Annotated in this window: 26 protein-coding genes; 11 read left to right on the plus strand and 15 right to left on the minus strand. The window is 71.2% G+C overall.

Annotation, left to right across the window (positions count from 1 at the left end; genetic code table 11):
- Positions 1-11: 11 nt before the first annotated feature.
- On the plus strand, positions 12-671 hold the full coding sequence (locus ACLQ3B_RS21200; protein ID WP_425782423.1) for a MarR family winged helix-turn-helix transcriptional regulator: 660 nt from the start codon (positions 12-14) through the stop codon (positions 669-671).
- 28 nt (positions 672-699) lie between these two features.
- On the opposite strand, the gene ACLQ3B_RS21205 is transcribed toward ACLQ3B_RS21200, so the two are convergent.
- Positions 700-2,310, minus strand: coding sequence for a SpoIIE family protein phosphatase (locus ACLQ3B_RS21205; RefSeq protein ID WP_425782424.1), 1,611 nt, complete (start codon positions 2,308-2,310; stop codon positions 700-702).
- Between the two features lie 126 nt (positions 2,311-2,436).
- On the minus strand, positions 2,437-3,675 hold the full coding sequence (locus ACLQ3B_RS21210; protein WP_425782425.1) for an ROK family protein: 1,239 nt from the start codon (positions 3,673-3,675) through the stop codon (positions 2,437-2,439).
- A 78-nt stretch (positions 3,676-3,753) separates the two neighbouring features.
- Here ACLQ3B_RS21210 and xylA point away from each other — a divergent pair, with 78 nt between their 5' ends.
- The 3 genes from xylA (at position 3,754) to ACLQ3B_RS21225 (ending at position 7,986) form a co-directional block, all read left to right on the plus strand.
- Entirely contained in the window at positions 3,754-4,941 is a 1,188-nt protein-coding gene (xylA, locus tag ACLQ3B_RS21215; RefSeq protein ID WP_425782426.1) for a xylose isomerase, read from the plus strand.
- Between the two features lie 9 nt (positions 4,942-4,950).
- The gene (xylB, locus tag ACLQ3B_RS21220; protein WP_425782427.1) at positions 4,951-6,387 is read left to right on the plus strand and encodes a xylulokinase; all 1,437 of its coding nucleotides are present in this window, start codon (positions 4,951-4,953) and stop codon (positions 6,385-6,387) included.
- 165 nt (positions 6,388-6,552) lie between these two features.
- The gene (locus ACLQ3B_RS21225) at positions 6,553-7,986 is read left to right on the plus strand and encodes an MFS transporter (protein ID WP_425782428.1); all 1,434 of its coding nucleotides are present in this window, start codon (positions 6,553-6,555) and stop codon (positions 7,984-7,986) included.
- A gap of 362 nt (positions 7,987-8,348) precedes the next feature.
- Here the strand turns inward: ACLQ3B_RS21225 and ACLQ3B_RS21230 are convergent, their stop codons facing one another.
- The 5 genes from ACLQ3B_RS21230 to ACLQ3B_RS21250 form a co-directional block, all read right to left on the minus strand.
- Positions 8,349-10,022: a glycoside hydrolase family 13 protein gene (locus ACLQ3B_RS21230; protein ID WP_425782552.1), complete on the minus strand. Its 1,674-nt coding sequence runs from the start codon at positions 10,020-10,022 to the stop codon at positions 8,349-8,351.
- 30 nt (positions 10,023-10,052) lie between these two features.
- Positions 10,053-11,099, minus strand: coding sequence for a LacI family DNA-binding transcriptional regulator (locus tag ACLQ3B_RS21235; RefSeq protein ID WP_425782429.1), 1,047 nt, complete (start codon positions 11,097-11,099; stop codon positions 10,053-10,055).
- 70 nt (positions 11,100-11,169) lie between these two features.
- Positions 11,170-12,135 (minus strand): carbohydrate ABC transporter permease, encoded by a 966-nt coding sequence (locus ACLQ3B_RS21240; protein WP_425782430.1) that lies wholly within the window; start codon positions 12,133-12,135, stop codon positions 11,170-11,172.
- A gap of 1 nt (position 12,136) precedes the next feature.
- Positions 12,137-13,183, minus strand: coding sequence for a carbohydrate ABC transporter permease (locus ACLQ3B_RS21245; protein ID WP_425782431.1), 1,047 nt, complete (start codon positions 13,181-13,183; stop codon positions 12,137-12,139).
- A 66-nt stretch (positions 13,184-13,249) separates the two neighbouring features.
- Positions 13,250-14,593, minus strand: coding sequence for an ABC transporter substrate-binding protein (locus ACLQ3B_RS21250; protein WP_425782432.1), 1,344 nt, complete (start codon positions 14,591-14,593; stop codon positions 13,250-13,252).
- Positions 14,594-14,843: 250 nt separating this feature from the next.
- Here ACLQ3B_RS21250 and ACLQ3B_RS21255 point away from each other — a divergent pair, with 250 nt between their 5' ends.
- Entirely contained in the window at positions 14,844-15,617 is a 774-nt protein-coding gene (locus tag ACLQ3B_RS21255) for a peptidoglycan DD-metalloendopeptidase family protein (protein WP_425782433.1), read from the plus strand.
- Between the two features lie 51 nt (positions 15,618-15,668).
- Here the strand turns inward: ACLQ3B_RS21255 and ACLQ3B_RS21260 are convergent, their stop codons facing one another.
- The 5 genes from ACLQ3B_RS21260 to ACLQ3B_RS21280 all read right to left on the minus strand — a co-directional run bounded on the left by ACLQ3B_RS21260 (position 15,669) and on the right by ACLQ3B_RS21280 (position 18,170).
- Complete coding sequence (locus tag ACLQ3B_RS21260; RefSeq protein ID WP_425782434.1) at positions 15,669-16,160, minus strand: TspO/MBR family protein; 492 nt, start codon at positions 16,158-16,160, stop codon at positions 15,669-15,671.
- Between the two features lie 172 nt (positions 16,161-16,332).
- Positions 16,333-16,476 (minus strand): GPGG-motif small membrane protein, encoded by a 144-nt coding sequence (locus ACLQ3B_RS21265; protein ID WP_007464364.1) that lies wholly within the window; start codon positions 16,474-16,476, stop codon positions 16,333-16,335.
- Positions 16,467-17,243, minus strand: coding sequence for a metallophosphoesterase family protein (locus ACLQ3B_RS21270; protein WP_091405690.1), 777 nt, complete (start codon positions 17,241-17,243; stop codon positions 16,467-16,469). Before ACLQ3B_RS21270 ends, ACLQ3B_RS21265 begins: the two co-directional genes overlap by 10 nt.
- Before the next feature lie 10 nt (positions 17,244-17,253).
- Positions 17,254-17,529 (minus strand): hypothetical protein, encoded by a 276-nt coding sequence (locus tag ACLQ3B_RS21275; protein ID WP_124823215.1) that lies wholly within the window; start codon positions 17,527-17,529, stop codon positions 17,254-17,256.
- Positions 17,526-18,170 (minus strand): nucleotidyltransferase family protein, encoded by a 645-nt coding sequence (locus ACLQ3B_RS21280; protein ID WP_425782435.1) that lies wholly within the window; start codon positions 18,168-18,170, stop codon positions 17,526-17,528. The genes ACLQ3B_RS21275 and ACLQ3B_RS21280 overlap by 4 nt, the downstream gene beginning before the upstream one ends.
- 119 nt (positions 18,171-18,289) lie before the next feature.
- On the opposite strand from ACLQ3B_RS21280, the gene ACLQ3B_RS21285 reads away from it, so the two are divergent.
- On the plus strand, positions 18,290-18,958 hold the full coding sequence (locus tag ACLQ3B_RS21285) for a thymidylate kinase (RefSeq protein WP_425782553.1): 669 nt from the start codon (positions 18,290-18,292) through the stop codon (positions 18,956-18,958).
- On the opposite strand, the gene ACLQ3B_RS21290 is transcribed toward ACLQ3B_RS21285, so the two are convergent.
- A complete protein-coding gene (locus ACLQ3B_RS21290) occupies positions 18,943-19,635 on the minus strand; it encodes an SDR family NAD(P)-dependent oxidoreductase (protein ID WP_425782436.1) in 693 nt (230 codons plus the stop codon). The genes ACLQ3B_RS21285 and ACLQ3B_RS21290 overlap by 16 nt on opposite strands.
- A 155-nt stretch (positions 19,636-19,790) precedes the next feature.
- Here ACLQ3B_RS21290 and ACLQ3B_RS21295 point away from each other — a divergent pair, with 155 nt between their 5' ends.
- The 4 genes from ACLQ3B_RS21295 (at position 19,791) to ACLQ3B_RS21310 (ending at position 24,104) form a co-directional block, all read left to right on the plus strand.
- The gene (locus ACLQ3B_RS21295) at positions 19,791-20,807 is read left to right on the plus strand and encodes an NAD-dependent epimerase/dehydratase family protein (protein WP_425782437.1); all 1,017 of its coding nucleotides are present in this window, start codon (positions 19,791-19,793) and stop codon (positions 20,805-20,807) included.
- Positions 20,808-20,884: 77 nt separating this feature from the next.
- Positions 20,885-21,799: a MurR/RpiR family transcriptional regulator gene (locus tag ACLQ3B_RS21300; RefSeq protein ID WP_425782438.1), complete on the plus strand. Its 915-nt coding sequence runs from the start codon at positions 20,885-20,887 to the stop codon at positions 21,797-21,799.
- A complete protein-coding gene (murQ, locus tag ACLQ3B_RS21305) occupies positions 21,796-22,737 on the plus strand; it encodes an N-acetylmuramic acid 6-phosphate etherase (RefSeq protein WP_425782439.1) in 942 nt (313 codons plus the stop codon). The genes ACLQ3B_RS21300 and murQ overlap by 4 nt, the downstream gene beginning before the upstream one ends.
- A 377-nt stretch (positions 22,738-23,114) precedes the next feature.
- A complete protein-coding gene (locus ACLQ3B_RS21310) occupies positions 23,115-24,104 on the plus strand; it encodes a sigma-70 family RNA polymerase sigma factor (RefSeq protein WP_334502028.1) in 990 nt (329 codons plus the stop codon).
- Positions 24,105-24,176: 72 nt separating this feature from the next.
- Here ACLQ3B_RS21310 and ACLQ3B_RS21315 read toward each other — a convergent pair whose 3' ends face one another.
- Positions 24,177-25,154 carry an NlpC/P60 family protein gene (locus ACLQ3B_RS21315; RefSeq protein ID WP_425782440.1) on the minus strand — a complete coding sequence of 326 codons (978 nt, stop codon included), beginning with the start codon at positions 25,152-25,154 and terminating at the stop codon, positions 24,177-24,179.
- Between the two features lie 500 nt (positions 25,155-25,654).
- Here ACLQ3B_RS21315 and ACLQ3B_RS21320 point away from each other — a divergent pair, with 500 nt between their 5' ends.
- Positions 25,655-26,176, plus strand: a complete 522-nt coding sequence (locus ACLQ3B_RS21320; RefSeq protein WP_425782441.1) for a DUF6232 family protein — start codon at positions 25,655-25,657, stop codon at positions 26,174-26,176.
- 75 nt (positions 26,177-26,251) lie between these two features.
- Here the strand turns inward: ACLQ3B_RS21320 and ACLQ3B_RS21325 are convergent, their stop codons facing one another.
- The gene (locus ACLQ3B_RS21325; RefSeq protein WP_425782442.1) at positions 26,252-26,581 is read right to left on the minus strand and encodes a DUF3817 domain-containing protein; all 330 of its coding nucleotides are present in this window, start codon (positions 26,579-26,581) and stop codon (positions 26,252-26,254) included.
- Between the last annotated feature and the right edge of the window lie 16 nt (positions 26,582-26,597).

Consider the following 26,597-nt stretch of genomic DNA (forward strand, 5'->3'; position numbering starts at 1 on the left):
CTCGGGCCACCATGGCCGAACTGAACCGTCCGACGGACCCCGAGACGAGTATGGCTGCCGCGCTGGACGCGGCGGCCGCTGCCCTGCTGGGCATCTGGGAGTCAGCCCGGGAGGGGACCGCCAACCGCGTGTCCGGTGCCCAGTTACGCGCGGTGATGGTGGTCGAGCAGTACGACGGAATCAACCTGCGTCGGCTCGCCAGCCGACTCGACATGCTGCTCAGCTCCGCCAGCCGCCTCTGCGACCGGCTGGTCGCCGCCGGGATGCTGGAGCGCGAGCCGGGCCGCTTCGACCGGCGGGAGATCTCGCTGCACCTCACCCCGGAGGCCCGCCGGCTCCTCGCCGAGCTGCGGGCCGACCGCCAGGCGCAACTCGCCGCCGTACTGAGCGGGATGAGCCGGGAGGGCCGCGACGCGTTGCTGCGCGGGATGCGGGAGTTCGACGAGACCGCCCGCCGCCAGCAGGCGCAGAACGCGTCCGACGAGTCGACGGGCCAGGGGACCTGGCCGGACGACCCGGACCGACCAGGTGGACGGTCGGGGGACTGGTCGGCCGATTCGGGTCGGCAGACCCGAGCGGTGTGGACGGGCTCGATGGACGGTTCGGAACGATCGGTCGGCACTACCCGAGAATGGCCGGCCGGCGACCCACCGGTGGCGCGTACCGCCTGATCCAGCCGGCCGGGCCGTCGCCCGTCGGTCAGGCCGGCGCCGCGGCGCCCACGGCCAGCATGGCGATGTCGTCGTGGGCCTGCCCGTCCAGCCAGTCGTCGACCGCCCGCAGCACCCGGTCGATCAGCGCCGCCGGCGGTTGCCCGGCCGCCGCCACGAGCGCGGCCCGCAGCCGCGCCTCGCCGAACATCGCCGCGTCGCGCGGGCCGCGCGCCTCGGTCACCCCATCGGTGTACGCGAGCAGCAGGTCGCCCGGATCGAGGTGCACCCGGGTCTCGGCGAACCGTGCGGTTGTCAGCGCCCCCACCGGCATGCCACCGACCGGGACCGGGGTGACCGTGCCGTCGGGGGTGACCAACAGTGGCGCCGGGTGCCCCCCGCCGGCGATCCGGACGTCCAGCCCGGCCGGCCCCCGGTCCAGGGAACCGAGCAGCAGGGTGGTGAACTGGCTGCGCCGTGCGGCGTCTGGCGCGTCGAACAGCGCCTGGTTGAGCAGGTGGATCAGCTCCAGCGGGCGTTGCTCGACGAGCCGCAGCGTCTGCAACGACTGGCGGACCCGGCCGGTCAGCACCGCCGCGCCCACGCCCTTGCCGCACACGTCGCCGAGCGCGAACAGGGCGCCGCGCCGGTGCGGGAACACCTCGTAGAAGTCACCGCCGATGCGCAGGGTGTCGCCCGCTGCCCGGTAGCCGCCGGCCAGGGCCACGCCGGGCACGACGGGCAGCTCGGGCGGGAGCAGACTGGTCTGCAGCACCCGGGCCAGGTGGGCCTGCTCGCCGTGCAGGTCGGCGGTGGCCAGCGCGGCACCCGCCCGGGCGGCGAACTCCCGGGCCAACTCGATGTCACGCCTGTCGAAGCCGGCCCGCCCGGACCGACGGACGAGCAGCAGCGCCCCGGCCGACCCGTTGCCGCTGAGCAGCGGGCTGGCCAGCACCGTGCCCGGGGGACCGAACCCGGGCGGCAGCAGGTCGGCCAGGTCGGTGGGCGGGGCCTCCGGCCAGGGGCCCGGCTCGCCGCGGTCGCCGGCCAGCGCCTCGGCCAGCCCGGGCACGGAGTTGGTCAACGCGGGACTGGCCAGCCCGCTGACCGGGGCGGGCTCACCGTCGGCGTACCGGATCCAGCGGGCGCGCGGCTCGGCCGGCGCGGTCGGTCGGGGCAGTGCCACGGCGACGTCGGCCAGGTAGGGGACGGCGAGCGTGGTGGCGGCCAGGAGGACCTGGTCCCGGTGCAGGGCCAGCGCCAGCCGGCTGCCGGCCTGGGCGAGGAACGCGGTGCGGGAGCGTTCGGCGAGCAGGGCGTCGGCGCGGGCGTGCTCCTCGGTGACGTCGCGGACGTACCACGCCCACCGGGAGCCGGCGAGCTGCCGCCGGACGCCGCGCAGTCGCCGGCCGTGGTGGTCGGCGTCGAAGCGGTCGGCGCCGCTGGTGACCGCCCGGGCCAGGGCTGCCACCGGGCAGTCAGCCAGCTCGGTGCCGGCGTCGATCTCCGGGATCAGCTCGGCCGCCATGGCGTTGACCAGGGTGACCCGGCCGGTCCCGTCCGTTGTCAGCACGGCCTCGGCGAGCCCGTCGAGCAGCTCGCGGGCCAACCGCTCGTCGGCCGGCAACGGGGTGCCGCCGGGTTGCCGGGTCGTGGTCACCGCCGGACGCCGGCTCGCGTCTGACGACGTGTGCGCATGCTGCTTCTCGACTCCTCACCGGGGATCGTTGCCTGAGAGCAAGGGTACCGATCCTCCCCGACAGAGGCCCACGGCGCGGGGCGGCGATCAGCCGGAGCGGGCCAGCCAGCCGGCGGGCTGGGCGACGATCCGACGGGCCACCGAGCCGGCGGCACCGACCGCGGCGGCCTCCGCGCCGAGCGTCGACGGCCGGACCGTGACCGGCGACCAGGCGGCGGTGAGCACCCGGGCGCCGATCTCGGCGAGCACCGGGGGGCACAGCCAGGGCGCGAGCGCCGCGTAACCGCCGCCGAGCACCACGGTGTCCAGGTCGAGCAGGTTGACGACGCCGGCCACCGCGACGCCGAGCGCGGTCCCGGCGTCGTGCAGCGCGCGCAGCGCGTCGGCGTCGCCGGCCTCGGCCAACTCGGCCAACCGGGCCGTCGCGGTGTCCGCGGGAAGCTCCGACCGGGCCAGCCCGGCGGCGGACACGATCGCTTCCTGGCCGGCGTACTGCTCCAGGCAGCCCTGCCCGCCGCAGCGGCACGGACGGCCCTCGGGGTGGACCGGAAGGTGCCCGATCTCGCCGCTCCACCCGCGTACGCCGCGAAAAAGCGCGCCGTCCAGCACGATGCCGGCGCCGATGCCCACCTCTCCGGAGATGTGCAGAAAGCTGATCGGGCCGGGTGGCTGCGAGTGCAGCTCGCCGAGCGCCGCGAGGTTGGCCTCGTTGTCCACCACCAGTGCGGGGATACCGGGCACCTGCTCGATCAGCGGAGGGTGCTCGGCGAGCAGCGCGGGCACCGGCACGTCGCGCCAGCCGAGGTTCGGCGCGAGCCGGACCAGCCCGGCGTCGTCCACCAGGCCGGGCACCGCGAGCGCGGCCCCGACCAGGGTGAGGCCCTCCTGCGCGGCGTCGTCGCGGGCTGCCCCGGCCATCTCGACCAGGCGGGCCAGGGCGTCGGCGGGGGCCACCGGGCGCAGGTCGGCCCGGTGCACCGTGCGGTGCCGGACCTCGCCGGCGAGGTCCACCACGCAGACCGCCAGGTAGTCGACGTTGACCTCCAGGCCGAGGCCGGCCGGCCCCTGATCGGCCAGGACCAGTCCGCGCGCCGGACGGCCGGCGCCCGAGCGGGGTGCGGGGTCGGATTCACTGACCAGCCGGCCGGCGAGCAGGTCCTCGACGACCGCGGACACGGTGGCTCTGGTCAGGCCGGTCGCCGTCGCCAGGTCGGCTCGCGAGGGAGGTCGATCGGCCGCGGCGATCCGGCCGAGGACCAGGGCGAGGTTGAGCTCGCGCAGACTGCCCTGACGGACTGCGCCGGCCGGGGCGTGGGTGAGGCTCACCCCTTGACAGTGCCATAGGGTGGGCAAATAATTCAATCGCTGAACAAATAGCGGACAACACCACCCCGGAGGTCGCTCATGGCACCCCGTCCCACCCCCGCCGACAAGTTCTCCTTCGGGCTCTGGACCGTGGGCTGGCAGGCCCGCGACCCGTTCGGTGACGCCACCCGTCCCGAGCTCGACGCGGTCGAGGCAGTGCACCGGCTCGCCGAGCTGGGCGCGTACGGCATCACCTTCCACGATGACGACCTGATCCCGTTCGGCGTCGACGCCGCCACTCGGGACCAGCACATCGCCCGGTTCCGCAAGGCCCTCGACGAGACCGGCCTGGTGGTGCCCATGGTCACCACCAACCTCTTCACCCACCCGATCTTCAAGGACGGCGGCTTCACCAGCAACGACCGCGACGTCCGCCGCTTCGCGCTGCGCAAGGTGCTGCGCCAGGTCGACCTGGCCGCCGAGCTGGGCGCGAGCACCTTCGTGATGTGGGGTGGCCGCGAGGGCTCCGAGTACGACCTCGCCAAGGACGTCCGCGCCGCCCTGGACCGCTACCGCGAGGCGGTGGACCTGCTCACCCAGTACTCCATCGACAAGGGCTACAACCTGCGGTTCGCCCTGGAGCCCAAGCCCAACGAGCCGCGCGGCGATATCCTGCTGCCGACCATCGGGCACGCGCTCGGCTTCATCTCCCAGCTGGCCCACCCGGAGCTGGTCGGCCTCAACCCGGAGGTCGGCCACGAGCAGATGGCCGGGCTCAACTACGCCCACGGCATCGCCCAGGCGCTCTGGCAGGGCAAGCTGTTCCACCTGGACCTCAACGGCCAGCGCGGCATCAAGTACGACCAGGACCTGGTCTTCGGTCACGGTGACCTGATGAACGCGTTCGCCCTGGTGGACCTCCTGGAGAACGGCGGCCCCAACGGCGGGCCGGCCTACGACGGGCCGCGGCACTTCGACTACAAGCCCTCCCGCACCGAGGACATGGACGGCGTGTGGGCCTCCGCGGCGGCCAACATGAGCACCTACCTGCTGCTCAAGGAGCGCGCGGCGGCGTTCCGCGCCGACCCCGAGGTGATCGAGGCGCTGGCCGCCAGCAAGGTCGGCGAGCTGAGCACGCCGACGCTCGGCGACGGTGAGGGCTACGAGGAGTTCCTGGCCGACCGGTCCGCGTTCGAGGATGTCGACGTGGACGCGGTGGCCGCCCGGGGCTTCGCCTTCGTCCGGCTCAACCAGCTCGCCGTCGAGCACCTGCTCGGCGCCCGCTGAGGCCCCGCCATGCCGTTGGTCGCAGGCGTTGACTCGTCCACCCAGTCCTGCAAGGTGGTGATCCGGGACGCGGAGACCGGCGCCCTGCTCCGGCAGGGTCGGGCACCGCACCCGGACGGCACGGAGGTCGACCCGGAAGCCTGGTGGCAGGCGCTGCGTAGCGCCGCCGACCAGGCCGGCGGGTTGGCCGACGTGGCGGCGATCTCCGTCGCCGGCCAGCAGCACGGCATGGTGTGCCTCGACGAGGACGGCCGGGTGGTCCGCCCGGCGCTGCTGTGGAACGACACCCGATCCGCCGACGCCGCCGCCGACCTCGTCGAGGAGGTCGGCGGCGGCCCGGCCGGGAGTCGGTTCTGGGCCGAGGCCACCGGCAGCGTTCCGGTGGCCAGCTTCACCATCACGAAGCTGCGGTGGCTGGCCAGGCACGAACCGGAGCTGGCCGCCCGGGTGGCCGCCGTCTGCCTGCCACACGACTGGCTGACCTGGCGGCTGGCCGGCGCACCGGGGCTGGGCGCGCTGCGTACCGACCGGGGCGACGCCAGCGGCACCGGTTACTGGTCGCCAGCGACCGGCGACTACCGACTGGACCTGCTGGAGCGGGGCTTCGGTCGGCGGTTGGTGGTGCCCGAGGTGCTCGGTCCGGCCGAGTCGGCGGGAAAGCTCGCCGCCGAGCTGGGCGGGCCGGGCGGGCCGGGCGGTGCGCTGCTCGGCGCGGGCACCGGGGACAACGCCGCCGCCGCGCTGGGTGTCGGTGCCGGCCCGGGTGACGTGGTCGTCTCGATCGGCACCTCCGGCACCGTGTTCAGCGTCGCCGACGTGGCGGCCGCCGACGAGAGCGGCGCCGTCGCGGGCTTCGCCGACGCGTCCGGCCGTTTCCTGCCCCTGGTCTGCACGCTCAACGCGGCCCGGGTGCTGGACGCCGCCGCCGCGATGCTCGGCGTCAACCTGGACGAGCTGGCCGACCTGGCGCTCTCCGCGCCGGCCGGCGCGGACGGGCTGGTCATGGTGCCCTACCTGGAGGGTGAGCGGACGCCGAACCGTCCGCTCGCCACCGGCGCGGTGCACGGCCTGACCCTGCGCACGTCGACCCCCGCGCACCTGGCGCGGGCCGCCGTGGAGGGCATGCTCTGCGCGCTCGCCGACGGGCTGGACGCGTTGACCGCGCAGGGTGCCACCGTCCGCCGGGTCATCCTGGTCGGCGGTGGGGCCCGGTCGGCCGCGGTGCGTCAGATCGCCCCGCAGGTCTTCGGCTGCCCGGTCGTCGTGCCGCCGGCCGGGGAGTACGTCGCCGACGGCGCCGCCCGGCAGGCCGCGTGGGTCGCCCTGGGCGGCGACGCGCCGCCGGTCTGGGCGCTCGAGGGCACCGAGGAGTACGCGGCCGCGGCTGTCCCCGCCGTCCGCGACCAGTACGCCGCAGCTCGCGGGTTGGTGCTCGACCGGCGCTGAGCGTGCAGCTTGCGGAACGGTCCCGACCGGCGTTGAGCGTGCAGCTTGCGGAACGGTCCGGGGCAGCGCCGAGCATCGGGATCGACGCGGGTGGGTGCGGGTCCACGGTGACCCGCACCCACCCGCGTGACGACCTCCTGCACGGAGTCTGGTTGGCTGCCGGTCATGACGGTGACCAGTGGCGGGCCCGGCCTGCGCCCGCACGGTCGGGGCGGTGGGCCGGCGCACCGGTTGTACAGCGTCGTGGTGTTCGTGGTGCTCGCCTCGCTGGACAATGTGGCGATCGGGCTGGTCCCCCCGCTGTACGGCCCGATCTCCGACGCGTTCGACGTGTCCGGGCGGCTGCTCGGCGTGGTCACCGCGGTCAGCTTCCTGGTCAGCGCGGTGGCGGCGGTCGGCTGGGCGTACGTCGGGGACCGGACCAACCGCAAGCCGCTGCTCATGGTGGGCACGCTCCTCTGGGCGGCGGGCACCGGCGGTAGCGCGCTCGCCGGCGGCTACCTGACGTTCCTGGCCGCGCAACTGGTCGCGGCGGTGGGCCTCGGCGCGGTCGGCTCGGTGGGCTTCTCCGTGGTCACCGACCTGATCTCGCCGACCCGGCGAGGGCTGGTGATGAGCTTCTGGGGGCTCTCCCAGGGGGTCGGAACCCTGGCGGGCACGCTCGTCGGCGGGCTGCTCGGTGCGGCCGACTGGCGGCGGCCGTTCCTGCTGTTGACAGGTGTCGGCCTGGTCGCCACCCTGGCCTACCTGTTCACGTACGACATCCGGCGTGGCCAGAGCGAGCCGGAACTGGCCGGCAGGCTGGACGCCGGCGCCGAGTACGACTACCGGATCAGCCGCGCCGACCTGCCGCGCATCCTGGCCCGGCGGACCAACCGCTGGCTGATCCTGCAGGGTCTGACCGCGCAGGCCGCGTTCGGCTCGTTGGTCTGGCTACCGGTGCTCTTCGCCGAACGGGCCGAGGCCCAGGGTTACTCGACGTCGACGGCGGTGGTGGTGGGCAGCGTCTTCGCCACCCTGTTCCAGCTCGGTGGGGTGCTGTCCATCGTGGGTGGCCTGATCGGCGACGCGGTGCAACGGCGTACGCCGCGAGGGCGGGCACTTGTCGCCTCGGTCGGCGTCCTCGCGGCGCTGCCGTTCTACCTGGTGTTGTTCTTCGTCCCGGTGACCATCGACGTACCGGACGGCGCGAGCGGTGGCGCGGTGGTCGGCGCGGTGCTGGCCAGTGTGTTCACCGAGCCGTCGGTGGGGCTGAGCCTGCTCACCGCGGTCGTGGCGCTCGCGTTGACTTCGGCCAACTCGCCGAACTGGTTCGCGTTGATCGCCGACGTCAACCCACCGGAGCACCGGGGCACGGTCTACAGCCTGGGCAACCTGGTCAACGGTGTCGGACGCGCGGCCGGCAACGGGCTGGTCGGGGTGGCCTTCCAGGCACTGCGGGCGGCGTTCCCGCCACCGCTGAACTTCGCCGTCGGGTTGGCGGCGTTCCAACTCTTCTTCATCCCGACCGGCGTCATGTACTGGCTCGCCTCACGAACCTCACCCGCTGACATCGACAACGTCCACGATCTGCTGCACAACCGAGCCGACCGCCTCTAACCCACCCCCCACCCCCACCCCCACCCCACCCCACCCCACCCCCACCCCGTCGATCATGGAGTTGTGGTGGGGGACAAATAACCCGTAGGACGCCAAACCCGGCACCATAACTCCATGATCGACGGGGTGGACCACCCTTGCCCGGCGATCTTGCGCTTACTGTTCCGACATAGGCGGCATGGAACCCGTACCGACAACCGAAACTGCAAGATCGGCGCGGCGGCGGTGGCGGGTTGGGCGGCACGTTCGGTGTGCGGGGCGCGGGCGGGCGTGAATCCTTTACGACATCAGCTCCACAGCGAGCCGGTCCACACCGACCGGCCCGCCCGCGAGTACCGCCGAACGGACCGGTCGGCCCTGGGTCAGCCGCGCAGCCAGACGGTCACGTCGGGCGGGACCGATCCGTCGTCGTTCAGGGGCGCGCTGGCGGCTCGCACCTCGACGCCGGCCGGCACCGGCACCGGGGCGGCACCGAAGTTGGTCAGCACGGTCAGCTCACCGTTGCGGAAGCTCAGCACGTCGTCGCTGGAGGACAACCACTCCAGGGTGCCGCGACCCAGCCCGTGGGCACGGCGCAACCCCAGCGCCGTGCGGTACAGCTCGTACGTCGAGCCGGGCACGTCGCGCTGGCGGTCCAGCGCGTACTCCGCCCAGAGCGCGGGCTGCGGCAGCCAGCTCGCGTCGGTCGGCCCGAAGCCGTACGACGGGGCGTCGGCCTCCCACGGGATGGGCACCCGGCAGCCGTCCCGGCCGCGCTGGGTGTGCCCGCTGCGCGCCCAGGTCGGGTCCTGCCGGGCCTCGTCGGGCAGGGTGGTGTGCTCGGGCAGCCCCAGCTCCTCACCCTGGTAGAGGTATGCCGAGCCGGGCAGCGCGAGCATCAGCAGGGTGGCCGCCCGGGCCCGGCGCAGACCGAGTGCGGCGTCCGGCTGCGGGTCGCCGATGCCGATGCCGTTGGGGCGTACGGTGCCGACCGGCAGGCCGAGCCGGGAGGCGTGCCGCACCACGTCGTGGTTGGACAGCACCCAGGTGGTCGGCGCGCCGACCGAGTCGGTCGCCTCCAAGGAGCGGGTGATCACCGCGTACTGGGCCGGTGCGGTCCACGCGGCGAGCAGGTACTCGAAGTTGAACGCCTGGTGCATCTCGTCCGGGCGGACGTAGCGGGCCAGTCGCTCGGCCGGCTCCACCCAGGCCTCGGCGACGAGGACCCGCTCGCCGGGGTAGCTGTCCAGAACCTGCCGCCACTGCCGGTAGATCTCGTGCACGCCGTCCTGGTCCCACATCGGCGGGCGGGGCTTGTCGATCTCGTTGCCGGAGAGGATCTCCTGTGGCTCCTGCCAGTCGGCCAGGTCGGCCTGCTTGATGAGGCCGTGGGCGACGTCGACCCGGAAGCCGTCCACCCCGCGGTCCAGCCAGAACCGCAGCACGTCCAGGAACTCCGCGTGCACCTCCGGGTTGTCCCAGTTGAGGTCCGGCTGCCCGGTGTCGAACAGGTGCAGGTACCACTGGCCGGGCTGCCCGTCGGCGTCGACAGTCCGGGTCCAGGCTGGACCACCGAAGACGCTCTGCCAGTCGTTCGGCGGCTGGTCGCCGTCGGGACCACGGCCGTCGCGGAAGACGTACCGCGAGCGTTCCGGGCTGCCGGGCGCGGCCGGCAGCGCGGCCTGGAACCAACGGTGCGCCGAGGAGGTGTGGTTCGGGACCAGGTCGACGATCACCCGCAGGCTGCGGGACCGAGCCTCGGCGATCAGCTTGTCCGCGTCGGCGAGGGTGCCGAACAGCGGGTCGATGTCGCGGTAGTCGGCCACGTCGTAGCCCGCGTCGGCCTGCGGCGAGGGGTAGAAGGGAGAGAGCCACACCGCGTCCACGCCCAGCTCGACCAGGTGGTCGAGGCGGGCGGTGATGCCGGGCAGATCACCGATTCCGTCCCCGTCCGAGTCGGCGAACGAGCGGGGGTAGATCTGGTAGATGGCGGCCTCGGTCCACCAGCCGGTGGCCGGGTGACCGGAGGGGGTCTGCGGGGTCGGGTCGGTGTTCAGGGTCGTCTCCCGTGTTGCGGTGTTGGGGTTTCAGTGTGCCCGGGGCGGTGCGGTCGAGTCCCGGACCACCAACCGAGTGGGCAGGACCACCGGAGTGTCGCAATCGGCGCCCCGTTGACTGACGATGGGGCCCTGCGGTCGGGCCCCGAGTGGGTCGAGCAGCATCTGGGCGGCCAGCCGGCCCTGCTCGGCGGCGGGCTGGGCGACGGTGCTGAGCCCGAGCACACCGGCCAGGTCGTGGTCGTCGATGCCGACCACGCTGACGTCCTGCGGCACCCGCAGCCCGACGTCGCGCAGGGCGGTCACCGCGCCCATCGCCATCTCGTCGCAGGCGGCGACGATCGCGGTCGGCGGCTCGCCGCGGGCCAGCAGCTCGGCGGTGGCCCGGTTGCCGCCGTCGATGGTGAAGGTGGACTCGATGTCCAGGGTCGGGTCGGGCCGCAGGCCGGCGGATCGCAGCGCCGCCTGGTAGCCCCGGCGTCGGTCGAGGTGGGTGGTGAAGGCCAACTCGTCGTCCGGGTCGCCGGAGATGTGGGCGATCCGGTGATGACCGAGGTCGATCAGATGCTTGGTCGCGGCCCGCGCGGCCGCCACGTCGTCGATCCGTACGCACGGCCAGTTGGGCACCCTGCTGCCCGAGCTGATGGTGACTCCGGGCAGTTCGAGCCTGGCAAGAGCGGTCAGGTCGGCCGGGCGCAGGGGCGTGGCGACCAGCATCATGGCGTCCACCCGTTTGTGCAGGTTGGCCGTACGCAGGACCCGCTGGCGAACCTGTTCCCGGCCGCCCAGGTTGTAGAGCAGCAGGTCGTAGCCGGACTGGTAGAGGTACTCCTCGACCGCTTCGACGACGGTGCTGAAGAACCAGCGGGTGATCCGGGGGACCACGACCGCCACCGTGCCGGTCCGGCCGCCGGCCAGCCGGGACGCGCTCGGCGAGACCTCGTAGTCGAGCTGCTCGGCGGCGGCGAGTACCCGGCGCCGGGTGGCGGCCGAGACCGTCGGTAGTCCGCGTAGCGCCCGTGAGACGGTGGCCGTGGACACTCCGGCCAGCCGGGCCACATCATCGATCCTCGTCACGGTTTCCCCCGCTCGGTGCCCGGAGCGCCCGCCGCCGCCCGAGGGGCCAGGCGGCGGCGGGCGCTGGGGGTCAGCCCTTGACGCTGCCGGCGAGCAGACCTCGCACGAAGAAGCGCTGTAGGGACAGGAACACGATGAGAGGTATGACGATGCTGACGAACGCGCCGGCGGTCAGGCGCTGCCACTCGTTGCCCCGGGTGCCGGCCATCTCGGCGAGCTGGACGGTGAGCGGGGCGGTCTCGTCGCCGCCGGCGAAGATCAGCGCCACCAGCAGGTCGTTCCAGACCCAGAGGAACTGGAAGATGCCGAACGCCGCCAGCGCCGGGGTGATCAGCGGCAGCACGATGGTGCGGAAGATCCTCGGGTGGGTGGCCCCGTCGACCCGGGCCGCCTCCATCAGGTCTCCCGGCAGTTGCGAGATGAAGTTGTGTAGCAGGAAGACGGCGAACGGAAGCGCGAAGCAGGTGTGGGCGAACCACACCTGGGCGAACTTCTGCTCGTCGACCAGGTTCCAGGCCGGCATCAGGGTGACGCCGCCGAGGCTGACCCCTGTGGAGAAGAACTTCAGCAGCGGCACCAGGGCCATCTGCAACGGCACGATCTGCAACGCGAAGATCGCGATGTAGACCCAGTCCCGGCCGCGGAAGTTGATCCACGCGAGCGCGTACGCGGCGAGGCACGCGAAGGCGAGCGGGAAGAGCACCGACGGGATGGTGATCGCCAGCGAGTTGATGAAGGAGCCGGCGAGCTGCCCGGAGGATGCCGACCGCCCGAACAGGACCTGCTCGTAGTTCTCGAACGTGAACTGCGGGTTGGTGAAGGCCGTCCACCAGCCGGTGGTCTTGATCTCGTCCTCCGGTCGGAGGGAGGAGACGAGCAGGCCGAAGGTGGGGATGGTCCAGACCACCGCGATGACGATCGAGACGAGCGTCGCGGTGCGGCTGTTCAACCGCCTGCGGACCCGTCCGGACGTGGTGGTGGGGGTGCCGTCGGTCTTCTGGGTACCGACGGCGACGGTGGGCGTTGCGGTCGTCATCTCAGCCCTCCCGCTGCTGACGGAGGTTGCGGATCTGGTAGATCACGACCGGGATGACCAGGATGAAGAGGAAGACCGCGAGCGCGGAGCCCTGCCCGTTCTGGCCGTACCGGAACGCCTGGTTGTACATCTCGCTGGCGATCACGCTTGTGTCGTAGTTGCCGTTGGTCGAGGTCCGGACGATGTCGAAGACCTTGAGCGTGGCGATCGTGAGCGTCACCACCACGACGATCAGCGCCGGCCGGATGCTCGGCATGGTGATTCGCCAGAACATCTGCCACGGGCTGACGCCGTCGAGCCGGGCGGCCTCGACGATGTCGCCGGGGATCGCCTTGATCGCGGCGGAGAGCACCACCATGGCGAAACCGGCCTGGATCCAGACCATGATGACGATCAGCAGCAGCGTGTTCAGTGGTGATTCCAGGAGCCACTGCTTCGGCTCACCGCCGACGCTGACCACGATCTGGTTGAGCAGACCGATCTGGTCGCCCTCACCCCGGTAGGCGTAGACGAACTTCCAGATGATGCTGGCGCCGACGAAGGAGATGGCCATCGGCAGGAAGATCAGTGACTTGGCCACCGCCTCGAACCGGGCCTTGTCCACAAGTACGGCGTAGATCAGGCCGAACCCGGTCGCCACCAGCGGGACCAGGACCACCCAGACCAGGGTGTTGATCAGGACCCGGACGATCGAGTCGTCGGAGAACATCCAGCCGTAGTTGCGCAGCCCCACCCAGTTGGTGCTGCTCCCGTCCATCAGGGAGAGCAGCGTGGTGCGAATGGCCGGCACGACCAATCCGACCGTGAGCAGTAGCAGCGTCGGCAGCAGGAAGAAGAGCGCGAAGAGTCCCTCTCCCTGCTTGCGTCGGCGGGGGAGCGGGGCACCGCTGACCGACGCGGCGACCAGCTGCGCCTCCCGCCGCCGTGCGAACCAGGCCGGCACCACGTCGAGAAGCAGGAGCAGACCGCCCACCACCGCGACGAAAGCGATCAGCCCGTACATCAGCATGAGGAACTTCGGCTGTTCCTCAGCGAAGTCGAACTCCATCGACCCTCCCAGGTCCAGATCCGTCGGTGGGCCGGCCCGCGGGTGCGGACCGGCCCACCGCTTAGATCACTTCCAGCTGCTCTCGATGCCCTGGAGCACCGACGCGGTGTCCTTGCCGTTGATCCACTCGACCATGCCCTTCCAGAACGTCCCCGCGCCGACCGCGGCCGGCATCAGGTCGGATCCGTCGAAGCGGAAGACGCCGGTCTTGTCCTGCAGGATCTGGACGGAAAGCTTGTCGATCGGGCTGGCGACGTTGGCGATGTCCAGCTTGTTGTTCGCCGTGACCCAGTTGCCGAGCTTCGCGCGGCTGTTGACGTACTCAGCCGAGGCGAGGTAGGTCTGCACCGCCTGCACCTCGGGGCGGTCGGTGTAGCCGACGACGAACTCGCCCGCGCCGAGCACCGGCTTGCCCTTGGCCGTGTCGATGGCCGGGAAGTAGAACGCGAAGGCGTCACCGTCGGCGGCCACCTTGGTGCCCTCGGGGAACTGGTTGGCGTAGAACGACGCCTGCCGGTGCATGGCGCACTTGCCGGTGGTGACCGGCAGCCCGGCCTCACCGAAGGCGGTGGTGCCGATGCTCTTCACCCCACCGAAGCCGCCGTTCATGTACTTCTCGTTCTTCAGGATCGTGCCGGCCCGGTTGACCGCGTCGACGATCCGCGGGTCGTTGAACGGGATGGCGTGGGTGGTCCACTGGTCGTAGACCTCGGGGCCCTGCGTACGCAGGATCACGTCCTCGATCCAGTCGGTGGCCGGCCAGCCGGTGGCGTCACCGGACTCGATGCCTGCGCACCACGGCTTGATGCCGCTGGCGGCGATCTTGTCGCTCAAGGTGATGAGCTGGTCCCAGCTGGTCGGGACCTCCCAGCCCTTCTCCTTGAAGAGCTTCGGCGAGTACCAGACGAAGGACTTCACGTTGGCGCCGAGCGGCACGCCGTAGAGGGTGCCGTTGACGGTGCCGTACTTCAGCCAGTCGGCCGGCAGGTTCTGCTCGGCCATCGTCTTGGTGTCGGCCCCGAGCGACTTCAGCTTGCCGGCGTCGGCGAACCGCTTGACCAGCCCCGGCTGGGGCACGAAGGCCAGGTCGGGCGCGTTTCCGCCGTCGACCCGGACCGGGAGCTGCGCCTCGAACTCGGCGTTGCCCTCGTAGTCGATCTCGATGCCGGTGCAGTCCTCGAACGACTTCCAGGAGTTCCGGAGCAGATCGGCCTCGGCGTCACGGATGGACGCGTAGATGGAGACCTTCTTGCCGTCGTGGCCCTCGTACTTGTCGTATGCGGCGCACTCCGCGGAGCCCGCCTTGCTGCTCTTCTTGTCGTCCCCGGTACCGCAGGCGGTGGCGCTGAGCGCCAGCCCGAGTACGCCGGCGATCACGAAGGCCTGGCGTGGTCTGGTAAAGACCGCCATGCCGTCCTCCTTCCTAGCCGGCGCGGTCGTGCTGTTGACCCGTCGCCGGTCCGATTGGGCGTGCACACATGTAAGCGCTTGCATCCGGCCCGGTCCACCCCCTGTCAGACACGAGCGAGTAACAATCCGGAAACCTGCGGGCTGCCTGGTGGGCGTGCTGCCGGCCCACGCTGGGGACCCTTTCGAAGATTGGCGATATCTGTCAGGCTGGGCGCACCGGATCGAAGGTTTTCAACATAGGAGGAGCTGTATGCGAAAGCGGTGGATCAGCCTGTTGGTGACGGGTCTTCTCGTCGGGGGAGCGCTGGTGCCGGCGACCCCGGCGTTGGCTGCGCCGACCTTCAAGGTGCCGTTCCCGTGCGGCCAGTCCTGGTCCGGGCAGACCCGGTCGGACCACAGCCCGGCGTACGCCGTCGACTTCAACCGCACCGACGACGTCGGCGACCCGGTGGTCGCCAGTGCCCCCGGCACTGTCGACCGGGTGACCGACCTCGGCGGCACCAGCTACGGCAAGTACGTCCGGATCAACCACGGTGGCGGATACAGCACCTACTACGCGCACCTCAACGGCTTCAACGTCTCGGTCGGGCAGACGGTCGGGTACGGCAAGGTGCTCGGCTGGGTCGGCAGCACCGGGGGCTCGACCGGCCCACACCTGCACTACGAGCAGCGCCTCAACGGCGCCGACATCCAGGTCCGCTTCAATGGTGCGCTGGGTCTGTACTGGGGCACCAAGAGCTACACCAGTGACAACGGGTGCTCGTCGGGCAGCGGCAACGGCACCGTCGACACCAGTGGCACCCCCCTGACCGTCCGCTCCGGCCCCGGCACCGGGTACGCCTCGGTGGGCACCGTCGCCGACGGCGCCCGGGTGACCATCGCCTGCCAGACCAGTGGCACCACGGTCACCGGCACGTACGGCACCAGCTCGATCTGGGACCGGATCGGCTCCGGCCGCTACATCGCCGACGCGTACGTCTACACCGGCTCCGACGGATACATCCCCGGCGTGCCCCGCTGCTGACCGGCCGACGGCCACGGTCCCCGGCGGCCACCGCCGCCGGGGACCGGTAGGTCAGTTGTTCAACTGCCAGATCGACAGGTTCAACGCGGCGGCGAAGGTGACCCAGGCCCAGTACGGCAGCAGCAGCGCCGCCGCCACCCGGGACACCCGGGCGAACAGCACCACGGTCAGGCCGATCGCCAGCCACATCAGCACGATCTCGGCGAACGCCAACCCGTACTGCCCCGCGCCGAAGAACAACGGGGTCCAGATCGCGTTGAGAACCAGTTGGGCGACCCACGCCCAGAGGGCGGGGGAGAAGCCGACCCGCCGCCACACCAGCCAGCCGGCCACCGCGATCAGCGCGTAGAGCAGCGACCAGACCGGGCCGAACAGCCACGAGGGCGGCGCCCAGCCGGGCTGCCGCAGGCTCGCGTACTCGTCGGTGGTGCCCTGCACGCCCAGCCCGCCGATGGCGGCGGCGACGAAGACCGCCACCGCGAAGCCGGCGAGGGCCCACCACGCTCGCCGGCCGGTCGCCGGCGCGTCCCGAGATGTCTCCATGGTCGAGATATTTCCTCCCGGCGCCGCCTCAAACCGCCTCGCGGAAAGGACGGGCCAAGGGTCGACCACGCACGAAAAAACGCCGGGATCGCCGCGGTCGGTGCTTCTGTCGGGAGGACGAAGCTCCGGTCGCGGCGACCCCGGCGGGTCCCGGTGTTAAGGCTGACGAACGCTAATTGAAGATGCTGACACCACCCGGGCCGACCAACAGCCCGACAACGATGAGGACGATGCCCCACAGGATCTGCCGGCGGAACAGCGCGAGGATGCCGGCGACCACGAGTACGACTGCGAGAATCCAGAGAATCAGCTCCATGACCTCTGACTACCCGACTGGCCGATCGGGGAAACCTGGTCGGTGTCGAGTTGATCGCCAACGTGAAAGACGCTGTACGCCTGCTTGATCACCGGGTGTGCGACGTTGCGGACGCGTACCCCGCCGGGGGTCGTGCCGCGCTCGGTGCCGGCGTGCGCGTGCCCGTGCACGGCCAGCGCCGTGGGCGCCGAGTCGATCGCCTGCCCCAGCTGGTACGACCCGAGGAACGGGTAGATCTCCAGCGGTTCGCCGGCCAGGGTGTCCGGCACCGGCGAGTAGTGGGTGAGCGCGACAAGCATGTCGCAGTCGAGTGAGCGCAGCGCCGCGCCGAGGCGGTCCGCGCTGTCGGTGGTGGTGCGCACGAAGGCCTTCATCTCCGGCTCGCCGAAGTCACTCGCGCACCGCCCGGCGAACCCACCGCCGAAGCCCTTGACGCCTGCGATGCCGAGCCGGCCACCGGCGCAGTCCAGCACCACGCCGTTGCCCTCCAGCACTGTGATGCCCGCGTCCTCCAGCACCTTGACCACCTGTGGCACCTGGTCACACTGATGGTCGTGGTTGCCGAGCACAGTCACCACAGGTACGGCCAACCCGCCGAACTCCTCTGCCACACAGCGCGCCTCGGCCTCGGTGCCATGCCGGGTCAGGTCCCCGGCCAGCAGCAGCACATCGGCGCACTCCGGCAACTCCTCCAACGCCGGTCGGAACCGGCCGACCACGTCCTCGTCCAGATGCACGTCGCCCACAGCGGCGATCCGGATCACCATGGAACCTCCTTCAGGGCAGTTGCTCGATCTCCGTGGGCGCCTGGGCGCGGATCACCCCGATGTCGCTGGTGATCGGAACGTCCGGGAAGCGCTCGGACACCCGACGCAGGATCTCCTCCCGCCGGTGTGGGCTCTCCACCTCGCCGTAGAGCACGAGGGCGCGTTCCCGTCGAATCACGGTGATCCCCTGTTCGGCGACGGCGGGGTCCTCGACGAGCAGCCGTTGGATCTCCGCTTCGACGTACTCGTCCGGTGGCCCGGCGCCGATGTCGCGATGGTGGGTCACGATGTCCCCTCTCCTGGCTGGGTGCCGACGTCCGGCACCACCTCCAGCCGGTCCAACAGCACCAGGAACGCCTCGGCGTACGGCGAGTGCTGCGTCTCCTTGCGTACCCGTTCCCAGTCGATCTGCTCCCGCAGCGAGCGGGCCAGCGGCAGACCGCGGGCGAAGTCGCAGTAGTGCTGGGAGAAGCTGAGCAGTTTGTGCACCATCAGCTGGGTGGCGGACAGCACCGGCATGTGAATCGCGTCCACCGGCCGGACTACCGTGTCGGCGAACGTCTCCTCGGTCACCGGTGTCTCGATCGGCCGGTGGATCAGGTCCACCATCCGGCCGTCGTCGAAGACCTTCACCAGCCAGTCCTCGGGTGGACGCTCGGCGACGAAGCCGGCGGCCACCAGGGCCTCCAGTGCCTGTTCGACGTCGGCCTCCCGGATCAGGAAGTCGACGTCGTGATCGCTGGAGTGCCCCCCGTGGGCATAGACGGCGAAGCTGCCACCCAGAGCGAACGGAATCTCGGACTGCTTGAGCACGGCGGCGACCTTCTTGAGGGTGTGCACAAGACTCTCGTCTCCGCGCTCAGCCATCTGGTTCCTCCGTCGTGTTGGTGGACCGGCGGTTGGGTTTCCAACTCCGGTACCCGGCATACCGGTCGGCCACACCTGCTGGTGTGGCGGTCGGGTGTGAACAGGGATGAAGCGCCACAAACCTCGCGGCGCAGGTGCGTGGGTCGGATAACCTGTGGAGAGTGGCCAGATCATCGGGGATGCGACGACGCAAGGCCCGATTGCGCACCGTCGCCCTGATCGGCATCGACGGTTCGGGCAAGACCACTCAGGCACACCGGCTGGCCGACGCGCTGACCGCCGCCGGACGCCCCGCCACCTACCGCCGCAACGCCAGTGGCCGGCGCTGGCTCGGCCGGCTCGCCCACCGACTCGGCCGGCCGGACGCGCAACGGCTCGTCGGGCGCGACGGCGTGCTGGCCGTGGAGTCGGTGCTGCGCTGGCTCGCCATCGCCATCGCCCTGCTCACCTGCCTGCTCACCGGCCGGACGGCGGTGATGGACCGCTACTCGGCCTGCCAGTACGCGAGCATCCGGGCGCACGGCGGGCAGCGCTGGGAGCGGCTCGCCCGGGCCGGTTACCGGTTGTTCCCGACGCCACAGGTGACCTTCCTGCTCGCCGTCGACCCGGCGGAGGCGTACCGGCGCATCGAGGAACGTGGCACCGACCACGAGACGATGGGGTGGTTGACCGCCGCCGACACCGCCTACCGGGCACTGCCCGAATACCCCAGCTTCGTGCTGGTGGACGCGGGCCGCCCGGCCAAGGAGGTGACCGAGCAGATTCAGGCGCACCTGGAGACCTGGCTGCCGCCGTCCGCGGCGGCGGGGGATGACGCCGGCCCGGTGGTGGCTCAGGCCCGCCCGTAGACCGGAACGGTGGCACCACTGGTCGGCGCGGACTCGGCCGACGCGAGGAACCGGATCACCGGCGCGATCTCGTCAGGGGTCACCCAGCGGGAATGGTCGGCGTCCGGTTGGGCTGCCCGGTTCGCCGGGGTGTCGATGACGCTGGGCAGCACCGTGTTGCAGCGCACGTTCTGCGACCGGTACTCCACCGCGACCGCGTTGGCGAAGGCCAGCACCGCCGCCTTGGCCGTCGAGTAGCCGGCCGCGCCGCGGAACGGGGCGACCGCCGCGCGGGCCGAGACGCAGACCACCGCGCCGCCGCCGGACGCCACCAGGTGCGGTAGCGCGGCCTGGGTGACCAGGTAGGTCGGCCGCAGGTTGACGGTGAGCATCCGCTCGAACTCCTCGACCGGCGTCTCGTGCACCAACCCGCCGCTGGCGTACCCCCCGACGAGGTTGACCACCGCGCGCAGCGGCGCCGCCGGTTCGCCGGCGGCGGCCTCGACCGCCTGTGCCGCGCCCGCCGGATCGCCCAGGTCCGCGACCACCCGGACCAGTCCGGCCGCCGCCGGCTCCGACTCGGGCCGGGCTTTCCGCTCCGGTACGACCACCCGCCAGCCCGCCTCGACGAACGCGGCGACGACCGCCCCGCCCAGCCCACCGAACCCCCCGGTAACCAAAACGCTCCGCCCATCCATGCGTCCCAAGCTAACGCCCCACCCCACCCCCACCCCCGTTGATCATGAAGTTATTGCTGCGACACGCCGGGCTGAGTGGCAACAACTTCATGATCGCGGTCTGCCGTGAGCAGACCGGGTGGGTTGTTTGGAAGGTGAGGGCGCAGGATCGGTTTATGCGGATTCTTATTCTGGGTGGCACTCGATTTCTCGGCCGGGCTACGGCGCGGCTCGCCGTCGAGCAGGGTCACGAGGTGACCTGTGCGGCCCGGGGCGTGTCCGGCGTCGTGCCGGCCGGGGCGCGGTTCGTGGCGGCCGACCGCGACGACCCGGAGGCGCTCGTCCCGTTCGCCGACGGGGGTTTCGACGCCGTGGTCGACGTGACCCGCCAGGTCAGCCATGCCCGGCACGCGCTCGCCGCGCTTGCCGACCACGTCGGCCACTGGTCGTTCGTGTCGACGATCTCGGTGTACGCGGACAACACCACCCCGGGCCAGACCGCGGCGGACGCGCCGGTGCTGGCTCCGGCCCCGCCGGACGTGGACGGGCCGGTCGGCCCGGACAACCGCTGGTACGGCGAGTGCAAGGTGAGCATCGAGGAGTTGGTCCGGAAGCGGGTCGGCGAGGACCGTTCGTTCATCTGTCGGGCGGGGCTGATCGTCGGCGCGGAGGACCCGAGCGACCGTTTCCCGTACTGGGTGCGCCGACTGTCGGCCGGTGGCGAGGTGCTGGCCCCCGGACGCCCGACCGACCGGGTGCAGTTCGTCGACGTCGCCGATCTGGCCCGTTGGTTGTTGCACGCCGCGGGCACCCGCCTGCACGGCACGTACGACGGGACCGGTCCGGTGATGTCCCGGGCCGACCTGTTGGCCGGGGTGGCCGCCGGGTTGGGCGTCGCTGATCCGGTCCTCACCTGGGTCGATCAGGAGTTCCTGCTGTCCGAAGGCGTACGCGAGTGGTCGGGGGAGCGGGCGCTGCCGCTCTGGGTGCGAGTGCCGGAGACCGCTGGCCTGATGGACCGGGACTTCCGTCCTGCCCTGGACGCCGGGTTGGCGATCCGTCCGCTGGCCGACACCGTTCGGGCGACCGCGTCCTGGATGGCCGCGAACCCGACGGCCGTCCGGCAGGGTGGACTCGACCCGGCGGATGAGGCGGCGATCCTGGGGAAGTGGCAGGCTGTGCGAGACCGGTGATCCCGGCTGATCGAAGTTTCCCCCCACCTCGGACAGTCATAGTTGACGCTCACGCCTGGTGAAAGTAAGTTTCATCCGTGGCGAAGAGTCCGAAGATTTCTGCGAGTCACGAGCCCGGTGGGCTGATCGTCCACATCAGCGGGCTGTTGCCATCGCTGTCGCCCGCCGAGCAGCGGGTCGCCCGGCTGGTCGTTTCCGACCCGGCCGCCGCCGCCCGGCGAACAATCACCGACCTCGCCACCGCAGCCGAGACATCCGAGGCGACCGTCATCCGGTTCTGCCGTTCGGTGGGCATGGACGGTTACCCCCAACTGCGCATCCGCCTCGCCGCCGAGGCTGCCCGGCGGATCGAGCCACCGGACGCCCGCGTGGTCGGCGGTGACATCCCGCCCGGTGCCGACATCGCCCAGATCATCGCCACCATCGCTTTCAACGACGCCCGCGCCGTCGAGGAGACTGCCGAGCAACTCGACCCGGCCGTCTGCGAGCAGGTGGTCGAGGCGATCAGCGGTGCCGGTCGGATCGACATCTATGGCGCCGGCGCCAGCGGGTTCGTCGCCTCGGACTTTCAGCAGAAGCTGCACCGCATCGGCCGGATCGCCTTCTACTTCCCGGACGTGCACACCGCGCTGACCTCGGCCGCCCTCCTCGGGCGGGGAGACGTGGCGATCGGCATCTCGCACACCGGCACCACCTCCGACGTGATCGAGGTGCTGGAGCAGGCCCGTACCCGCGGTGCCGCGACCGTGGCGCTTACCAACTTCCCGCGCTCGCCGATCACCGACGTGGCGGACTTCGTCTTGACCACGGCGGCCCGGGAGACCACCTACCGCTCCGGCGCGACGGCCAGCCGGTTGGCCCAGCTCACCGTGGTCGACTGCCTCTTCGTCGGGGTGGCCGCCCGCAACCGGGCCCGCGCCCGCAAGGCCCTGGAGGCGACCGCCGAGGCGGTCCAGTCGCACCGGGTGGGTGCCAACCGGAGGCGGGCATGACGGCCGGTGCCGAGATGCCCGCACCGCCCGCTCGCCCGACGGTCCGGGTGGGCGCCCCCACCGAACGGCGCAACCCGCTCAGCGTCGACCTCGACCTGATGTCGACCCGGGACGTGCTCACCGTGATCAACGAGGCGGACCGACGGGTGCCGGCGGCGGTCGCCGCGGTCCTCGACGAGATCGCCACCACCGTCGATCTGGCGGTCGAGGCGCTTCGCGGCGGTCACCGGGTGCACTACTTCGGGGCCGGCACCTCCGGCCGACTGGGCGTGCTCGACGCCGCCGAGCTGGCCCCCACCTTCAACTCGCCCCGACACTGGTTCTGCGCACACCTCGCGGGAGGCCCGGACGCCATGTGGCGGGCCGTGGAGGACGCCGAGGACGACGACCGGGGCGGCGCGGTCGAAGCGGCCAGTTGTGTACGGGCCGGCGACCTGGTGGTTGGTCTGGCGGCCAGCGGACGCACGCCGTACGTCCTCGGGGCGCTGGCCGCAGCCCGCGCCAAGGGCGCCTCGACGGTGCTGCTCTGCGCCAATCCGGAGGCGGAGGCGGCCCGGTCGGTCGACGTGTTCATCGGGGTGGACACCGGACCCGAGGTGGTCACCGGGTCGACTCGGATGAAGGCGGGCACCGCGCAGAAGCTGGTGCTCAACACGTTCTCGACCGCCGTCATGGTGCGCCTGGGGCGGGTCTACTCAAACCTCATGATCGATATGGTGGCCACCAACGCGAAACTCCGCGGACGAATGATCTCGATCCTGGTTGAGGCCACCGGCTGCTCCGAGGAACTCTCCCGGCAGGCCCTCACCCAGGCCGACGGGGACCTGAAGACGGCGCTCGTGTCCCTCGTCTCGGGCGCCGAGATCGACGCCGCCCGGGCCGCGCTGGCCCGCTCCGCCGACCAGGTGCGCGGCGCACTCGCCCTGCTCGCCTCCTAGCGCCACCCGTCCCGGGAAGCGAATGGGGCCTCGGATTGTTCACCTGGCCGGGGGGTAATCACACCCCCGTGGATGAACCGGCCGGTCCAGCTGTGCGTATCTGGCAGTGACCAGGATCGCATCGCGGTGGTGACCCGGGTCGCTGTGCCCCCGAGGCGGGCGGTGTTGCCATGGTGCCGTAACCCGTACGTGGTGCCCAGTGGCGAGCCACCCGATGGGGTGCTGACAGCAAACATGGACCGTGCTCTCAGCTATTACTCAGGCATTCGTGACACTTTCGACTCACGACGAGGAATCCCCGGCACGTCTCATCTGTTGTGTAGGTGTCAGCACCGATGGGCACAGCAGAAGTTACCAGGGGCTGACAGGTGTGGGGAATGGCAAGGAACCGGGCAACCGGCGCGAGCGAGGGGACCGTGGGCAACGTGGACAAGAACATCGGCATGCGAACCGACGAGGTTGCCGAGGAGCGCGACCTGGTCGGCGTCTACCTGCACGAGATCTCCCGGACGCCACTGCTGGACGCCGCCAAGGAGGTCGATCTCTCCAAGGCGATCGAGGCCGGCCTCTACGCCGAGCACCTGCTCGGTGAGGAAGCCGTTCCCGCCGGTGTCGACCGGGCCGACCTGGAATGGCTGGTCGTCGAGGGGGATCGGGCGAAGGACCTCTTCATCCGCGCCAACCTCCGACTTGTCGTGTCGATCGCCCGACGCTACGTGCGTTCGGGGATGCCCATGCTGGACCTGATCCAGGAGGGCAACACCGGCCTCGTCCGGGCGGTCGAGAAGTTCGACTACGAGCGCGGCTACAAGTTCTCCACCTACGCCACCTGGTGGATCCGGCAGGCGATCAGCCGGGCGATCGCCCAGCAGGAGCGCACCGTGCGTCTGCCGGTGCACCTGGTGGAGGACGTCAACCGGATGCGCAACGTGGCGCGGCAGCTGACCCGCGAGTTGGGCAGCGACCCGGAGCCGGAGCAGATCGCCACCGCCCTCGGCGTCACCGTCGAGCGGGTGAACGAGCTGCGCCGCTGGTCGCAGGACACCGTTTCGCTGGACACCCCGGTGGGCGACGACGGCGACACGAACCTCGGTGACCTGGTCGCCGACAGTGACGCGCCGTCGCCGGAGGACATCGTCCTCAGCGGTCTGGAGCGGCAGCGCATCGAAGGGCTGCTCAACCACCTCGACGACCGTTCCGCCGGCATCATGCGGGCCCGCTACGGGCTCGAGGACGGCCGGGAGCACTCGCTCACCGAGGTCGCGTCCCGGTTCTCGCTGTCCCGCGAGCGGATCCGGCAGCTGGAGATCCAGGCCCTCGGCCGGCTCCGCGAGCTGGCCCGCGCGGAGGGGCTGCAGGCAGCCTGATCTGCTAGTAACAACGGCGAACGGCCGGCGTCCGATAGGGGGACGCCGGCCGTTCGCCGTTGCCGAACGTGGTCAGCGAACCCGACCGTAACCCTGGATGGACATCATGTTCATGCCGCGCTTGAGCACGTTGCGACCGGCGCTGGGCGCGTCGATCACCTGGCCGTCGCCCACGTAGAGGGCGACGTGCCCGAGCCCGCTGTAGAAGACCAGGTCGCCGGGGCGTAGGTCGCCCCGCCCGATGTGGGCGACCGCACTCCACTGCATCCGCGTGTTGTGCGGCAGGGACCTCCCGGCCGCCCGCCAGGCCGCCGAGGTCAGGCCGGAACAGTCATAACCGTTCGGCCCGTCGGCTGCCCAGACGTACGGCTTGCCGATCGCGCCGAACGCGTAGCGCACCGCCGTGCCGGCAGCACCGGACACGGCGGGCACGTTCTTCGCCTCGGTCGTTGCCGCCTTGGGCTCGGGTCGCTCGGTGGCGGCCCCGTACGCCTGCCGGCGCAGCTCGTACAGCTTGGCCAGGTCCTGCTCGATCTGCTTCTTACCCGCCGCGAGCTGGCGAGCCTGCGCGGCCTGCCGGGTCAGGGTCGCGTCCAGGCGGGTCTTCTCATCGAGCAACCGCTGCTGGTCGGCCGTGAAGCCGGAGATGCTCTGCTGCCGCTGCCGGGTCAACTGCTCGATCGTGCCGAGCCGGTCCAGCAGCGCTGCCGAACCGCCGGACCGCAGCAGGGCCTCCGCGGTGCGCAGGCCGCCACTCTTGTACGCGGTGGAGGCAAGCTCGGCCACGTCGGCCCGGCTCTGCTCGACCTGCTGTTCGAGTGGCCCGATGCGGGTCTGTAATCGGGCCACGGCGGCCTCGTTTGCCTTGATCTCCTCACGCAGTTTGTTGTACGACTCGACGACCCGCTCCAGCTCGGCCGAGGACGTCTCGATCTGGCGGGTCAGGTCGGCCGGGGACGGCTCGGCCTGGGCCACCGCCGTCGGGGTGATCAGCGCGGCCGACATGCCGACCAGCGCCACGGTGCGCAGCAGATTTCTCAGGGATGACAAGAGCGGAAGGCCCCTCTCCCACGGCCGCCGGGGCTGCTGACGCCCTCGACGACACCGGCCGGGGCCATCCGGGCGGACGGCACTGGGCCGGACCGGCTCGCCCAACCTAACCCGGGACGGATGTCGCTCGCAGTTGAAGCAGGGGCGAAAGTTGGAAGAGTTGCCGGTCGTGCCCCTGGGCTTGGTGGGCGTCACCGTGGCTGATGACGCCTGCGAATGAGGGACATCGCCCCTTTCCTGGGCTACTGACTGATACGCGACTTTCGTCGTTCCGGGCGTATGCCGCCGGATTCCTAGCCTCCATAACCGATAAAACCGGAAATGGATGCTGTTTCTCGGCGATGCCACTCGGCGGGCGAAGCTGTCCGCAGCCGGTAAATGCCCAGGTCGACTGGCAGTGCCACAACACAATGAAGTCCGGAGCCGGGAATCCCGTCGACCGACAGCGATGACTGTCACCGGCGGGTGCACTCGGCCAACCGTCCCCTGCGGGAGGAACCGTGAATCGTGAAGGCGCAAAGACGCGACCGCCGCGAACGGTGCCGGGCGCCCGGTCGACCCTGCTGTACGCGCGGCCCGGCATCATCGTGACCGTCGACCGGTTCACCGTCGGTCGGAACAGTTACCGGGTCGCCGACCTGACCCATCTGCGTACCACCCGGGGCCCGCACGACCGGATCGCCGTCCGGGCCGTCGTCATCACCGCCAGCATGCTCGGCGGCGTGGGGGTGCTCCTCGGCTTCACCGGCGGGCTGCAACGCCTCACCGCCGAGGCGTACCTGATCCTCGGCGCGGTGTTCCTGCTCCCGGCCGTTCTCGCCCTGGTCGGTGATCGCTGGCGCCCGCCGCCGCACGAACTGTGGGGGTGGTACCAGGGATCGGAGGTGCTGCTGTTCAGCGCCGACGACGAACGGCAGTTCGGCCAGGTCACCCGGTCACTGCTGCGGGCCCGGGAGGTCAACCGCTACGGCAGTTGGGTCGACCCGCTCGCCACAGCGGACCCGTGGCGGCCCAACCGCTGACCCGGCCGGCGCCGGATGCGCGTCGGCCCGCCGGCCGGTCAGCAAGCTGGTCGGCCCGCCGGCCGTTCAGCAAGCTCAGCGAGCGACCGGCTCCGGCGCCCGTTCCTCCTGCGGCGCGGCCACCCAGGCGCTGACCCGACGCTCGGCGTAGAACGAAACGAACGGCACGGTGCCGGCCAGCATCACCAGCAGCATCCGCTTCAGCGGCCAGTCGGCTCGGCGGCTCAGGTCGAACGCGGCCACCAGGTAGATCATGTAGAGGAAGCCGTGCGCCGGCCCCACCGTCTCCACCACGACCGGGTTGTCGAACACGTACTTCAGGGGCATGCCGATCACGACCAGCAGGATCAGCACCACGCCCACGATCCAGGCGATCACGCGGTACCGGGTAAGGGCAGCGCCCACCTTCGTCCGTCCTTCC

This window comes from Micromonospora sp. DT53, assembly GCF_049841535.1.
Lineage (GTDB): Bacteria > Actinomycetota > Actinomycetes > Mycobacteriales > Micromonosporaceae > Micromonospora.

Excerpts from the sequence above, each read along its gene's own strand:
- ACLQ3B_RS21200 (WP_425782423.1), top strand. The coding sequence starts at position 12 with ATGGCCGAACTGAACCGTCCGACGGACCCCGAGACGAGTATGGCTGCC.
- xylA (WP_425782426.1), top strand. The coding sequence starts at position 3,754 with ATGGCACCCCGTCCCACCCCCGCCGACAAGTTCTCCTTCGGGCTCTGG.
- xylB (WP_425782427.1), top strand. The coding sequence starts at position 4,951 with ATGCCGTTGGTCGCAGGCGTTGACTCGTCCACCCAGTCCTGCAAGGTG.
- ACLQ3B_RS21225 (WP_425782428.1), top strand. The coding sequence starts at position 6,553 with ATGACGGTGACCAGTGGCGGGCCCGGCCTGCGCCCGCACGGTCGGGGC.
- ACLQ3B_RS21240 (WP_425782430.1), bottom strand. The coding sequence starts at position 12,135 with ATGACGACCGCAACGCCCACCGTCGCCGTCGGTACCCAGAAGACCGAC.
- ACLQ3B_RS21245 (WP_425782431.1), bottom strand. The coding sequence starts at position 13,183 with ATGGAGTTCGACTTCGCTGAGGAACAGCCGAAGTTCCTCATGCTGATG.
- ACLQ3B_RS21250 (WP_425782432.1), bottom strand. The coding sequence starts at position 14,593 with ATGGCGGTCTTTACCAGACCACGCCAGGCCTTCGTGATCGCCGGCGTA.
- ACLQ3B_RS21255 (WP_425782433.1), top strand. The coding sequence starts at position 14,844 with ATGCGAAAGCGGTGGATCAGCCTGTTGGTGACGGGTCTTCTCGTCGGG.
- ACLQ3B_RS21260 (WP_425782434.1), bottom strand. The coding sequence starts at position 16,160 with ATGGAGACATCTCGGGACGCGCCGGCGACCGGCCGGCGAGCGTGGTGG.
- ACLQ3B_RS21265 (WP_007464364.1), bottom strand. The coding sequence starts at position 16,476 with ATGGAGCTGATTCTCTGGATTCTCGCAGTCGTACTCGTGGTCGCCGGC.
- ACLQ3B_RS21270 (WP_091405690.1), bottom strand. The coding sequence starts at position 17,243 with ATGGTGATCCGGATCGCCGCTGTGGGCGACGTGCATCTGGACGAGGAC.
- ACLQ3B_RS21280 (WP_425782435.1), bottom strand. The coding sequence starts at position 18,170 with ATGCCGGGTACCGGAGTTGGAAACCCAACCGCCGGTCCACCAACACGA.
- ACLQ3B_RS21285 (WP_425782553.1), top strand. The coding sequence starts at position 18,290 with ATGCGACGACGCAAGGCCCGATTGCGCACCGTCGCCCTGATCGGCATC.
- ACLQ3B_RS21290 (WP_425782436.1), bottom strand. The coding sequence starts at position 19,635 with ATGGATGGGCGGAGCGTTTTGGTTACCGGGGGGTTCGGTGGGCTGGGC.
- ACLQ3B_RS21295 (WP_425782437.1), top strand. The coding sequence starts at position 19,791 with ATGCGGATTCTTATTCTGGGTGGCACTCGATTTCTCGGCCGGGCTACG.
- murQ (WP_425782439.1), top strand. The coding sequence starts at position 21,796 with ATGACGGCCGGTGCCGAGATGCCCGCACCGCCCGCTCGCCCGACGGTC.
- ACLQ3B_RS21310 (WP_334502028.1), top strand. The coding sequence starts at position 23,115 with ATGGCAAGGAACCGGGCAACCGGCGCGAGCGAGGGGACCGTGGGCAAC.